Origin of the sequence: Micromonospora sp. RL09-050-HVF-A, from assembly GCF_019374995.1 — a bacterium.
Classification (GTDB): domain Bacteria; phylum Actinomycetota; class Actinomycetes; order Mycobacteriales; family Micromonosporaceae; genus Micromonospora; species Micromonospora antibiotica.
This window is the reverse complement of record NZ_JAGKQP010000002.1, coordinates 988217-1000835: the sequence shown is the minus strand read 5'-3', so window position 1 is coordinate 1000835 and position 12619 is coordinate 988217. Positions and strand designations below refer to the sequence as shown.

At 74.1% G+C, this 12619-nt stretch carries 13 protein-coding genes; 8 read left to right on the top strand and 5 right to left on the bottom strand.

What is annotated here, in order from left to right:
- The first annotated feature begins 12 nt into the window (after positions 1-12).
- Entirely contained in the window at positions 13-489 is a 477-nt protein-coding gene (rnhA, locus tag J7462_RS04710) for a ribonuclease HI (RefSeq protein WP_219462111.1), read from the top strand.
- 95 nt (positions 490-584) lie between these two features.
- On the opposite strand, the gene J7462_RS04705 is transcribed toward rnhA, so the two are convergent.
- Positions 585-824, bottom strand: a complete 240-nt coding sequence (locus J7462_RS04705; protein WP_219462105.1) for a hypothetical protein — start codon at positions 822-824, stop codon at positions 585-587.
- A gap of 180 nt (positions 825-1004) precedes the next feature.
- Positions 1005-1868, bottom strand: a complete 864-nt coding sequence (locus J7462_RS04700; RefSeq protein WP_219462103.1) for a pentapeptide repeat-containing protein — start codon at positions 1866-1868, stop codon at positions 1005-1007.
- 156 nt (positions 1869-2024) lie between these two features.
- Between J7462_RS04700 and J7462_RS04695 the strand changes: the two genes are divergently transcribed.
- Entirely contained in the window at positions 2025-3500 is a 1476-nt protein-coding gene (locus J7462_RS04695; RefSeq protein WP_219462101.1) for an NAD(P)/FAD-dependent oxidoreductase, read from the top strand.
- Positions 3501-3557: 57 nt separating this feature from the next.
- Positions 3558-4466 (top strand): SDR family oxidoreductase, encoded by a 909-nt coding sequence (locus J7462_RS04690; protein WP_219462099.1) that lies wholly within the window; start codon positions 3558-3560, stop codon positions 4464-4466.
- 25 nt (positions 4467-4491) lie between these two features.
- Here the strand turns inward: J7462_RS04690 and J7462_RS04685 are convergent, their stop codons facing one another.
- Positions 4492-5940: a cryptochrome/photolyase family protein gene (locus J7462_RS04685; RefSeq protein ID WP_219462097.1), complete on the bottom strand. Its 1449-nt coding sequence runs from the start codon at positions 5938-5940 to the stop codon at positions 4492-4494.
- 298 nt (positions 5941-6238) lie between these two features.
- Here J7462_RS04685 and J7462_RS04680 point away from each other — a divergent pair, with 298 nt between their 5' ends.
- From J7462_RS04680 to J7462_RS04660, 5 genes are all read left to right on the top strand, one after another.
- Positions 6239-7621, top strand: coding sequence for an MFS transporter (locus J7462_RS04680; RefSeq protein WP_308290748.1), 1383 nt, complete (start codon positions 6239-6241; stop codon positions 7619-7621).
- A gap of 68 nt (positions 7622-7689) precedes the next feature.
- On the top strand, positions 7690-8778 hold the full coding sequence (locus J7462_RS04675; RefSeq protein ID WP_208565879.1) for an S-(hydroxymethyl)mycothiol dehydrogenase: 1089 nt from the start codon (positions 7690-7692) through the stop codon (positions 8776-8778).
- Positions 8775-9404 (top strand): MBL fold metallo-hydrolase, encoded by a 630-nt coding sequence (locus tag J7462_RS04670; RefSeq protein WP_219462094.1) that lies wholly within the window; start codon positions 8775-8777, stop codon positions 9402-9404. Before J7462_RS04675 ends, J7462_RS04670 begins: the two co-directional genes overlap by 4 nt.
- A gap of 59 nt (positions 9405-9463) precedes the next feature.
- Positions 9464-9781 carry a hypothetical protein gene (locus J7462_RS31825; RefSeq protein WP_255597583.1) on the top strand — a complete coding sequence of 106 codons (318 nt, stop codon included), beginning with the start codon at positions 9464-9466 and terminating at the stop codon, positions 9779-9781.
- Between the two features lie 188 nt (positions 9782-9969).
- Positions 9970-10662, top strand: a complete 693-nt coding sequence (locus tag J7462_RS04660; protein WP_219462092.1) for a hypothetical protein — start codon at positions 9970-9972, stop codon at positions 10660-10662.
- A 107-nt stretch (positions 10663-10769) separates the two neighbouring features.
- On the opposite strand, the gene J7462_RS04655 is transcribed toward J7462_RS04660, so the two are convergent.
- A complete protein-coding gene (locus J7462_RS04655) occupies positions 10770-12191 on the bottom strand; it encodes an MFS transporter (protein WP_308290747.1) in 1422 nt (473 codons plus the stop codon).
- Positions 12192-12336: 145 nt separating this feature from the next.
- A complete protein-coding gene (locus J7462_RS04650; protein ID WP_204928348.1) occupies positions 12337-12573 on the bottom strand; it encodes a hypothetical protein in 237 nt (78 codons plus the stop codon).
- Positions 12574-12619: the final 46 nt, after the last annotated feature.

Here is a 12619-nt window from a genome sequence, read left to right as displayed (position 1 = left end):
AGGTTCGGTGGCATGGTGGACGCGGCGGCCGGCAGGGTCGTGGAGATCTGGACCGACGGGGCGTGCAGCGGCAACCCCGGGCCGGGCGGTTGGGGTGTGGTGCTGCGTTTCGGCGGGCACGAGCGGGAGTTGTGCGGTGGCGAGGCCACCCCGACCACCAACAACCGGATGGAGTTGACCGCTGCGATCGAGGCGTTGGAGACGCTGACCCGGCCCTGCGTGGTGCGGTTGCACACCGACAGCACGTACGTGCGTAACGGCATCACCGGGTGGTTGGCGTCGTGGAAGCGTAACGGCTGGCGGACCGCGGCGAAGCAGCCGGTGAAGAACGCCGACCTGTGGCAGCGGCTGGAGGCGGCCTGCGCCCGGCACGAGGTGAGCTGGCACTGGGTGAAGGGGCACAACGGCCACCCGGAGAACGAACGCGCGGACGCGTTGGCCAACCGGGGCATGACCGAGGCCCGGTCGGCGGTGGGCACCTCCCGCTGAGTGCCGCCCCGGCTGCGGCCTTCCCGGTGGGCCGCCGAGCCCGCGACCGGTCCCGCCTGCCGCCGGCCCGGGTCGGTGGCAGGCGGTGGGTCGGGTCACTCGGTGGCGGGGTTGGCGGCTTCCTCCTCGGCGGGGTCGCCCGCGCCGGAGACCGCATCGACGTCGTACCCCGCGCGGCTGGTCTCCCGGGCCGACAGGTGTTCCTCGGCGGGCAGGTCGGCGAAGTCGCCGCCGCTGCCCAGCGACTCGCCCGGCGGGCGCAGCGACGCCTCGTACGCCGGTACGCCGTCCGGCTCGTCGGTGTCGGCCCGGTCGGTGTGTCGTTCGTCCGTCATGCCGACCTACCTGCCCGCCACACCGCCGGGCAAACCCGACCCGCCGTGCGGCGGTGCGGCCCGTCGAGCACCGCGCCCACCGGCCGGGTTCCCGCCGCGCTCGGTGCGGCCCGTGGAGCACGGGCCGACCACCGGCCGGGTCCACCACCACCCGGCTGGGTCCACCACCGGGCTGGGATGTCAGCGGCGGGGGCGGCGTGCGCGGCCGGTGGCACCCAGGCGGCGGGTCGGGGTGAGGGTCAGCCCGGTCCAGTGCCCGGGGTGGCGCAGCCGGGCGGGCAGCGCGGTGTGCCGGTCACCCCGGGCCGCTTCCAGCTGCGACTGGTGCAGGAAGAGGGTGCTGGACAGGTCCGCCCCGCGCAGGTCCGCCCCGCGCAGGTCGACGCCGGTGACGTCGGCCCGGCGCAGGTCCGCTCCCCGCAGGTCCGCGCCGACCAGGCACGCGCCCCGCAGGTTCGCACCGCGCAGGTCCGCACCGCGCAGGTTCGCGCCGAGCAGCATCGCGCCCCGCCGGTCGGCCCCGCCGGTGCCGGCGCGGGCGGCCTCGCTGGCGGCCGCGAGCAGCGGGTTCACCCGGCCCCGGTGGGCGTCAACGTCGACCGAGGCCAGCTCCCCGGGGGTGCCGGCGGCCAGGGTGTCGGTGGCGTCCCGGGCGGCGCGCAGCTGGTCACGCAGCGGGCCGTGCGGGGTGAGCGTCATTGCTTCGGTGAGGTACCAGAGCAGTTCGTGCAGCGGCCGCGCCACGGCGAACGCGGCGAACATGCCGGCGGCGGTGGTCGGGTCGTCGCGCCAGTCCCGCCCCGGGTAGGTGACCTGGCTGACCCGCTGGCCGGCGCCGAAGCAGTCGAACACGACGCAGCCGGGGTAGCCGCGTTCCCGCAGCTCGTCGTGGATGCCGCACCGGGAGTCGGCGCCCAGCCGGGGGCAGGGTCGGCCGGCGGGCTTGTCGTGGGCGAAATCGGCGGAGGCGGTGAAGGCGGGCGCGACGCAGCACAGCCCGACGCACCGGGCGCAGTCGGCCCGTAGCCCGCTGGTTTCCGACATGCCGTCCGTTCTCCCCGCCTCGACGCTGGTGCCGGCCGGTCGGGCCGGAGATCCCCGTGGGCCGGCTGCGGCCCCCACCATTGTCCGCCGGACGGCGACGGGGCGGCGACCGGGTGGGATATGGTCCGGTCACCGCCTCGGGACCCGGGAGGTGCGATGGCCACCGAGCATGTCGACGTGCTCATCGTCGGTGCGGGGTTGTCCGGGGTCGGTGCCGCCTGTCACCTGCGACGCGACTGCCCCGACAAGACGTACGCGGTGTTCGAGGCGCGCGACGCGATCGGCGGCACCTGGGACCTGTTCCGCTATCCGGGCATCCGTTCCGACTCGGACATGTTCACCCTCGGCTACTCGTTCCAGCCGTGGACCGACCCGAAGGCCATCGCCGACGGCGACTCCATCCGCCGCTACGTGCGCGACACCGCCCGGCGGTACGGCGTCGACGAGCACATCCGGTTCCGCCACCGGGTGGTCCGCGCCGGGTGGGACAGCGGCACCGCCCGGTGGACGGTCCACGCCCGACGCGACGACACCGCCGAGGAGGTGGTGCTGACCTGTGACTTCCTGTTCACCTGCACCGGCTACTACCGGTACGACGCCGGCTACACACCGGACTTTCCGGGTGTCGAGCGGTACGCGGGCCGTCTGGTGCACCCGCAGCACTGGCCGGGGGACCTCGACCACACCGGCCGGCGGGTGGTGGTGATCGGCAGCGGTGCCACGGCGGTGACCCTGGTGCCGGCGTTGGCGCGGCGGGCCGGGCACGTCACCATGCTCCAGCGTTCCCCCACGTACGTGATCGCGTTGCCGACCCGGGACCGGGTGGCCGACCTGCTGCGCCGCGGGCTGCCCGCCCGGCTGGCGTACCCGCTGGTGCGGGGTAAGAACGTGCTGCTCGGCACCGTCAACTACCAGCTCAGCCGGCGGGCCCCGAAGGCGGTGCGGGCGTTCCTGCTGCGGGCGGCCCGGGGGCGGCTGCCGGCCGGCTACGACGTGGACCGGCACTTCTCGCCCCGCTACGACCCGTGGGACCAGCGGCTCTGCGTGGCACCGGACGGGGACCTGTTCGCGGCCGTGGCGTCGGGGCGGGCGTCGGTGGTCACCGACACCGTCGACACGTTCACCCCCGGCGGCGTCCGGCTCGGCTCCGGCGTCGAACTGCCCGCCGACGTCGTGGTCACCGCCACCGGCCTGCAACTGTTGGCCCTCGGCGGGATGGCCCTCACCGTGGACGGTGTCGACGTCGACCTCGGCGCGACGGTGGCGTACAAGGGGATGATGCTCTCCGGGGTGCCGAACTTCGCGTTGACCATCGGTTACACCAACGCCTCCTGGACGTTGAAGGCCGACCTGGTCGCCACCTACGTCTGCCGGTTGCTGCGGCACCTGGACGCCACCGGCCAGCAGGTCGTCACCCCCGTCGCGCCCGCCGACGGGCCGTTGTCGCCGATCATCGACCTGCGGTCGGGGTACGTGCTGCGCAGTGTGGACGGTCTGCCCAAGCAGGGTCCCCGGACGCCGTGGCGGCTGCACCAGAACTACGTCCGGGACGTCCTGCTGATGAAGCACGGCCGGCTCGTCGACGAGGGGGTGCGGTTCTCCCGGGCGGCCGCCGACACCCCGGTCGGTTGAGTCGACCCACCGTCGACCACACTGCAATCCGTTCCTGTTTCGCAGCGAGGAGGCCGCGTGCGTAGCTTCGTTTTCCCGGCCGGGACCGCCGTGGTCACCGGTGCCGCCAGCGGAATCGGTGAGGCGCTCGCCCACGGGTTGGCCCGGCGCGGCAGCGACCTGGTCCTGCTCGACCGGGACGTCGACCGGCTCGACGCGGTGGCCGCCGCGATCCGTGCCAGCCACCCCCGTCGACGGGTCGACACCCACGTGGTCGACGTGGCCGACCTGTGTGCCACCGCCCGGGTGGCCGAGGAGATCCAGGCCCGGCATCCCCGGATCCGGTTGCTGGTCAACAACGCCGGGGTGGCCCTCGGCGGCCGGTTCGACCAGGTCACCATGGACGAGTTTCACTGGGTCGTCGACATCAACTTCCGGGCGCCGGTGCAGCTCACCCATGCCCTGCTGCCGGCGTTGAAGGCCGAGCCGGGCGCGCACCTGGTCAACGTCTCCAGCCTGTTCGGCCTGATCGCGCCGGCCGGGCAGACCGCCTACGCGGCCAGCAAGTTCGCGCTGCGCGGGTTCACCGAGGCGCTGCGGCACGAGTTGGCCGAGGACGGCATCGGGGTGACGTCGGTGCATCCCGGCGGCATCGCCACCCGGATCGCCCGTAACGCCCGGGTCGGCAGCGGGGTGGCCCGCGAGGAGTTCGCGGCCACGCTGCGGCAGTTCGAGAAGTTGCTGTCCATCGCGCCCGAGCGGGCCGCCGAGGTGATCCTCGACGGCGTCGAACGGCGTCGCGGCCGGGTGCTGATCGGCTGGTCGGCGAAGTTGCCCGATCTGCTGGGCCGGGTCCTGCCCGGCTCGTACGGTCGGCTGCTCACCGCCGGTATCCGCCTCGCCGGTGGGGCGGCGGGGCGTTCCGCCCTGTCTCCCCGGTCGGCGGCCCCGGTCCCGACCGACCTGCCCGCGGGTGAGGTGGCGTGAGGGGCCCGCGTCCCGGCACCGCCGGTCAGGGCGGGTTGCTGCCCCGTTTCTCCTCCTGCGCCAGCACCGCCTCCCGGTGCTGCGGGTCGTCCCGGGCGGCCAGTTCCGCGGCCAGCCGGGGGTCGGCCACCAGCTTCTCCCGGTTGTGGTGCAGAAACGCCGCGAACCCCCCGGTGTACGGGCAGGCGAGATCGCCGAGTTCCCGGTCCGGCTGGTAGCGGCAGCCGGTGCAGTAGTCGCTGATCTCGTCGATGTACCGGCCGTCCACGGCGTAGGGGCGGGTGTCGACCCGGGGCAGGTCGGCGTACTGGCTCAGGCCGATGACGGTGGTGTTCATCGCCCAGTCGACGCCGTCGACGAAGCAGCGCTGGAACCAGTCGGCCAGTTCGGCGGGGCGCCACCCGCGTTGCAACGCGTGGTTGCCCAGCACCAGGAGCCGTTGGGCCTGGTGGGCCCAGCCCCGGTCCCGGACTCCGGCGAGCACGTCGGCGAGGCAGCGTGCCTCCACCGCGTCGGCGTCGAGGTCGAGGAACCACGGTGGCAGCGGTTCGGTCGCGGCCAACCGGCCGGTGTCCGGCCGGGCCGGCTCGACGTGCCAGTAGAGCTGCCAGAGGAACTCGCGCCAGCCGAGAAGACCGCGCAGGAACGCCTCCACCGAGTCCAGTGGGGCGTCGCCGGCCCGCCAGGCGGCCTCCGCCCGGGTCACCGCCACCGCCGGGTCGAGTAGCCCGAGGTTGAACGAGGCGGAGAGCATACCGTGGGCCAGCACCGGGTCCTCGGCGCTCATCACGTCGCCGTAGCGGCCGAAGTCGGGCAGCCGGTACCGCAGGAAGTGCTCCAGCCGCTGGTCGGCCTCGGCGTGGCTGGCCGGGTGCGCGCGGGGGGCGTCCCGGCCGACGAACCGCACCCCGTCGCGTTCCCACCGGTCCAGGTCGGCCCGTACCTCGGCGTCGATGTCGTCCTCGACGATCGGCGGTGCGGGCGGTACGTCCAGGGCCCGCCCGCCGGGGGTGGGTCCGGCGTGTGCGGTCGGCCCGGGGCCGGTGAGCACCCCGTGCCGTCGGGTCACGTGCCGGTAGAAGTCGATCATCCGGAGCGGTCCCCGTCGGGGCTGGTCGGCCCAGTGGGCGAAGTCGGCCCGGTCGGTGACGAAGCCGCGGGGTGGCAGCACGGTCAGTCCCGGGACGGACCTGACGAAGTCGTGGGTGGCCCGGGTGCTGGGGTGGCAGACCTCGACCGGGCCGTCGACCGACGCCAGGGCCTCCCGGAAGGTGCCGGCGCGCACCAGCAGCGCCCGGTCGCCCAGTTCGGCGGCGCGGTGGCGTAGGGCGCTGAGGATCAGGTGCGCCTTCTGCCGGTGCAGCCGCCGACGCCGGAACAACTCGCTGACCTCGATCAGCAGCACCGGTTGCCGGTCGTCGTCCAGGAAGTGCGGCCCGAGTTGATCGGCGAGCAACCACCGGCGGGGAGACATGTGTCGATTGTGCCCAGTCAGCCGATCACCCCGCGTGGCGGGGTCGATCGGTCGGGTGATCCTGCCCGGGTGGTCCGCCCCCGCGGTCGGTGCCGGCGCGGGCGACCGGGTGCCGGCGGGGTGCGGGCCACCCGGTGCCGGTAGTGGCGCGGACCACCGGCGGTGCACCCGCCGGGGCGACCGGGCCCCGGGCGACGCACCATTGCTGCATGACGAAACGCCGTACGCCGGCACGGGTGCCCGCCGCGCGGGCCGACCGGCGGCCGGTCGGGGTGACGCGGGCGGGTACCGGGTCGGCGTGCCGGTGAGCGTCCCCGCCGGTCGTCGGGCCACCGCCGTCTGGGCGGTGGCCGTCACCGCCTACCTGGCGGCGGTGTTCCACCGCAGCTCCCTCGGGGTGACCGGGGTGGAGGCCACCCACCGCTTCGACATCAACGCCTCCGCCCTGGCGGTGTTCTCGGTCGCCCAGCTCGCCGTGTACGCCGCCATGCAGATCCCGGTCGGGGTACTCCTGGACCGGTACGGCTCACGTCGGCTGCTGCTGGCCGGTGGCGCGCTGATGGTCACCGGTCAGCTCTGCTTCGCCGTCGCCACCGACGTCCGGTTGGCGGTCGGCGGGCGGGTCCTGGTGGGCCTCGGTGACGCGATGACCTTCATCAGCGTGCTGCGGATCGTCGCGTTCTGGTTCCCGGGTCGACGCAACCCGCTGCTGGTGCAGCTCACCGGCACCTTCGGCCAGGTCGGGGCGATCCTCGCCGCGGTGCCACTGGTGGCGTTGCTGCACCTGGCCGGTTGGACCCCGGCGTTCCTGGTCGCCGCCGGGCTCGGGGCGACGGCGGTGGTGCTGGTGCTGGTGGTCGTCCGGGACGGCCCGCACGTCGGGCCGGGCGTCGCCGCCACCCCCGCCCTGTCCACCGTGCGCCGGGAGTTGGCCGCCGCGTGGGCCGAACCGGGCACCCGGCTGGGCCTGTGGTCGCACTTCGTCGCCCAGTTCTCCGGTGCGGTCTTCGCGCTGCTGTGGGGCTACCCGTTCCTGGTGCAGGGGCAGGGCCTGCCGCCGACCGTCGCCGCGTCCCTGCTCACCCTGATGACGGTCGGGGCGCTGCTCGCCGGGCCGTTGGTCGCGTACCTGTGCGCCCGGCACCCGTTCCACCGCTCGGTGTTGATCTTCGTCATCGCCGGGGCCAGCGCCGGGGTGTGGGCGGCGGTGCTGGCCTGGCCCGGCCGGGCACCGTACTGGCTGCTGGTGATCCTGGTGCTGGTGTTGGCCCTCAACGGCCCCGGCGCGGTGGTCGGCTTCGACTACGCGCGCACGTCCAACCCGGTGCACCGCATCGGCAGTGCCACCGGCATCGTCAACGTCGGCGGATTCGTCGCCTCGATCGTGCTGGTGCTGGCGATCGGGGTGGTGCTGGACGTGACCACCCCGGCGGGTGCGGCCGCCCCACCGCTAGCGGCGTTCCGGTGGGCGTTCGCCGTGCAGTACCTGCTGTGGGTGCTGGGCGCGGTGCAGGTGCTGCGGTACCGCAACGCCGCCCGCCGCCGGCACGCCACTCGGCCGGGGGAAGCTGCGGCGGCGCCCGGCGACGCGGTGTGCGTACCCCGGGGGGAGTGGCCCGACGGCGGGGGTGACGGGCCGGCGGGTGGTGGGTCCGGCGGACCGGTGGGGCGGGCGGCATGATCGCGGTAGGTTCGGCGGTGAGCGGGACCCCACCCGGCCGTCGTGCCGGCAAGCAGGGAGGACACAACGTGAGCCAGGAAGTCCGGGGCGTCATTTCACGGAGCAAGGGCGCTCCGGTCGAGGTCACCACCATCGTGGTGCCCGACCCGGGGCCCGGCGAGGCGGTGGTGCGGGTGCAGTCCTGCGGGGTCTGCCACACCGACCTGCACTACCGCGAGGGTGGCATCAACGACGACTACCCGTTCCTGCTGGGCCACGAGGCGGCCGGGGTGGTGGAGCAGGTGGGTGCCGGGGTCACCGACGTTGCCCCCGGCGACTTCGTGGTGCTCAACTGGCGGGCGGTGTGCGGGGTGTGCCGGGCCTGCCGCCGTGGCCGGCCGTGGTATTGCTTCGACACCCACAACGCCGCCCAGAAGATGACCCTCACCGACGGCACCGAACTGACCCCGGCGCTGGGCATCGGCTCCTTCGCGGAGAAGACGCTGGTCCACGCCGGCCAGTGCACCAAGGTCGACCCGGCGGCCCGGCCCGCCGCCGTCGGGCTGCTCGGCTGCGGTGTCATGGCCGGCCTCGGCGCGGCGATGAACACCGGGCAGGTCACCCGGGGTGACTCGGTGGCCGTCATCGGCTGCGGCGGGGTCGGCGACGCGGCGGTCGCCGGTGCCGTCCTGGCCGGCGCGACCACGATCGTCGCGGTGGACACCGACGGTCGCAAGCTCGACTGGGCGCGCAGGTTCGGCGCCACCCACACCGTCGACGCCTCCGCCGAGGACGCCGTCGAGGCGATCCGGGCCGCCACCGGTGGGTTCGGCGCGGACGTGGTGATCGACGCGGTGGGTCGGCCGGAGACCTGGAAGCAGGCGTTCTACGCCCGGGACCTCGCCGGCACCGTCGTCCTGGTCGGGGTGCCCACCCCGGAGATGACCGTGGACCTGCCGCTGTTGGACGTCTTCGGCCGGGGCGGCGCGCTCAAGTCCAGTTGGTACGGCGACTGCCTGCCCAGCCGGGACTTCCCGCTGCTCACCCAGCTCTATCTGCAGGGCCGGCTCGACCTGGACGCCTTCGTCACCGAGGAGATCGCCCTGGACCAGGTGGAGGAGGCGTTCCACCGGATGCACGACGGTGACGTGCTGCGTTCGGTGGTGGTGTTCCCGTGACCGCCCGGGTCGACCACGCCGTCACCTCCGGCACGTTCTCCCTCGACGGGCAGACCTTCGACGTCGACAACAACGTCTGGGTCGTCGGCGACGACACCGAGTGCGTGGTCCTCGACGCCCCGCACGACGTGGCCACGATCCGCCGGGCCGTCGGCGACCGCCGGGTGGTGGCGATCCTCGCCACCCACGCCCACGACGACCATGTCCGGGTCGCCCCCGAACTGGCCAAGGTCACCGATGCGCCGATCCTGCTGCACCCCGACGACCGGGTGCTGTGGGATCTGGTGCACCCCGGGCTGGCCCCGGACGGGGAGTTGTCCGACGGTCAGGAGATCACCGTCGGGGACACGGTGCTGCGGGTGCTGCACACCCCCGGCCACAGCCCCGGGGCGTGCAGCTTCCACGCCCCGTCGCTCGGCGCGGTTTTCACCGGCGACACCCTCTTCGCCGGTGGCCCCGGGGCGACCGGGCGGTCGTACAGCGACTTCGCCACGATCGTGGAGTCGATCCGGACCCGCCTGCTCACCCTGCCGGCGGACACGGTGGTGCACACCGGACACGGCGACGACACCACCATCGGCGCGGAGGCCCCCCACCTGCAGGAGTGGCTGACCCGCGGCCACTGACGGCACCGGCCGGGCGGCCTTCACCGCCGCCCGGCCCCGGCGGGCCCAGGATCGGCCGGGTGACCGACGACAACCGCCCCCCGGGCGTACGGCAGCTGCGCCTGGTGGTGGAGGCCGAGGACTACGACGCTGCGGTCGCCTTCTTCCGGGACGCCCTGGGGCTGCCCGAGCAGGCTGCGTACTCCGGTGCCGGGCAGGCCCGGGTGGTGATCACGGGTTCGGCACCGACGGCTGACGCCGGCACCGGTCCGCCCGCTGGGCTCCTGCTGCCAGCCGTCCGGTGCCCTCCTGCCTGCGCGCGGGCGGCCCACACCCCTCCGGACGGCCACGCCCCTCCGGACCCGCGTCGTGCGATTCGGGTCGACTGTCCGGTATGAGACCGCGCGAGTCGCCTGCCGGTGACCCGGACCACAGCCCGGGTCGGCCACGGCATTTCCGGAATGACCGACATGCCCGGCTGGTTGTGTCCCCCATACGCCGGCCACCACACCCCCGGCTGGCGTGGGAGTTCCCCCGAGGCCCGCTCACCCCGGAGCGCGTCGCCACGATCGAAAGGGCAACCATCGTGAAGCTGGACTTCACTCGATGGCTCCCGGCCATCGCGAAGGACCGCAGGACCGCACTGGGCATCGCCGGCGTCGCCGCCCTCGGCGGACTGGCGTTCGGCCCGGCGGCCGTGGCCGCCCCCGTCACCACCGGCCCCCACCAGGGGGCCCGCGCCGCGATCGACCTGGCCACCGGCAAGAGCCGGCAGGGCGTCACCGTCGAGTCCGGCCTGACCACGGGCAGCCCCACCACCGAGGTGCCGGCCGGCAAGCCGAGCACCGACGAACTCATCCCGCACGGGCTGGAGGGCGCCCAGTCCCGCGTCCCGCTCGACGACGCGCAGGTCGCCAACGCCAAGGCGATCATCGCCGAGGCCAAGCGGACCGGCGTGGGGGAGCGCGGCGCCGTGATCGGCGTGGCCACCTCGTTGCAGGAGTCGAAGCTGTACAACCTGGGGCACCTCGGCGCCTACAACGACCACGACTCGCAGGGACTGTTCCAGCAGCGCCCGTCGTCGGGGTGGGGCAGCCCGGAGCAGATCACCGACCCGCGGTACGCCTCCCGGGCGTTCTTCTCCGCGCTGAAGAACGTGCCCGGCTGGGAGGACCTGCCGCTGACCACCGCCGCGCAGACCGTGCAGGTCTCGGCCTACCCGTACGCGTACGCCCAGTGGGAGCAGCAGGCCGCGGACCTCGTCCAGCAGCACTGGTGACCAGTTGACGCAGCGCCGACCGGCCGGTTCCCGTCACGGGACCGGCCGGTCGGCGTCGGCGCGTCACGTCGGGGCGTCCCCCCGGGTGCGACGTCGGGTCGGCGGGCTCAGCGGTGGTGCGCGGCGCGGTGGTTCAGCACGATGTCGGTCGCCGCGGCGACCAACGCCAACGCGACGATGCCCATGGCCAGCAGCAGGGAATGCCGGAACGCGGCGGCCCACTGACCGTCGGTGCTGGCCAGCGACGAGAAGAACAACGCGCCGACGGCGGCGATGCCGGCGGCCGAGCCGATCCGCTGACCGGTCTGCAACATTCCGGCCGCGCTGCCCGCCTGCGGCACCGGCACCTCGGACAGGGTCAACGTCTGGTTCGGGGTGATCACCAGGCCGCTGCCGAGCCCGGCGAGCAGCAGCGGCAGCGCGGTGAGCAGCGGAATCGAGCCGTGCGGGTCGCCGCGCAGCACGAACACCACCCCGCCGAGCCCGACCAGCACCATGACCAGCCCGAGCCCGACCAGCGGCCGGCCGAACCGGGTGACCAGCCGGCCACCGAGGGCGGCGGCGAGCGCCGAGCCGAGGGCGAACGGGGTGATCGCCAGGCCGGCGGTCAGCGCCCGGTAGCCGAGACCGTTCTGGAGGTAGAGGGTGAAGATGAAGAAGATCGCGGTGAAGCCACCGAAGTAGATGAGCGCGATGACCGCGCCGATGGTGTACGACCGCAACCGGAACAGTCCCAGGTCGAACAGCGGTGTCCGGGTGCGGCCGAAGCGGCGCTCCCAGAGTCCGAAGGCGACCAGGACGACCAGCCCGGCGGGGATCAGCGCCCACTTCCACGGGCTGGGCCACTGTTCCCGCTGCACCAACGGCAGCAGCAGGAGTGTCACACCGGCCCCGAGCAGCAGCACCCCGACCGGGTCGAGCCGGTGCCGGTCGAGCCGGCCGGCGGCCCGGGTGGGCAGCAGCCGCCAGCCGAGCAGCACGGCGAGTACCCCCACCGGCACGTTCACGAAGAACACCCACCGCCAGCCGTGGTCCTCGCCGCCGAGTTGGATGAGCAGGCCGCCCAGCAGCGGACCGACGGCGGTGGAGATGCCGATGACGGCGCCGAGCAGGCCGAACGCGCGACCCCGCTCCGCGCCCCGGAACAGCTGCTGGATCAGGCCGGTCACCTGCGGGTTGACCACCCCGGCGGCGACGCCCTGCAGAAGTCGGGCGGCGACCAGCCAGGTCGGGGACTGGGCGAGCCCGGCCAGTGCGCTGGTGAGCGTGAACAGGGCGACCCCGACCACGAAGGCGTTACGTCGACCCCGGGCGTCGCCGAACCGGCCGGCCGGCACCAGGACCAGCCCGAAGGTCAGCGCGTAGCCGGACAGCACCCACTGCAGGTCGCTGGGGCTGGCCTGCAACGACCGGTCCATCGACGGGATGGCGACGTTGACGATGCTGACGTCCAGCAGCGTCATGAACGCCGCGACCAGGCCGACCCCGAGGGCCTGCCAACGGCGGCGGTCGTCCGTCGCTGTCACCACGGACCGGCGATCTGGCGCGTGACGGCGATCGGGCACGTACCGATGATCCCGTACGGACCGGTGATCGGGCATGCCGCAGCGCTACCCGGGGGACGGTGCGGCAAACCGGTGCCCGACCCGGCCGGCCGGCGGGGCGCGACTGCGCTCACGCCGGCTGGCGGGCGCACCAGCGGGGGCCGAAGTCCAGCCCGGCCAGCGGCGAGTCCTCCCGGTGCAGCAGGCCCTTCTCGGTGAGCTGGCGCAGCGGCGCGTGGACGTCCTGCTCGGCCAGCCCCGCCTCCTCGGCGATCAGGTCGGGGTAGGGAACCTGGCTGCGGGTCTCCAGCACGCTGACCGCCTCGTAGACGCGCACCTCGACCTCCGACAGACGTACCTGCTGCATGGTGCCCTCCTTGCCGTGGGCCCGGCCGACCGGTCGGGCGGTCCGG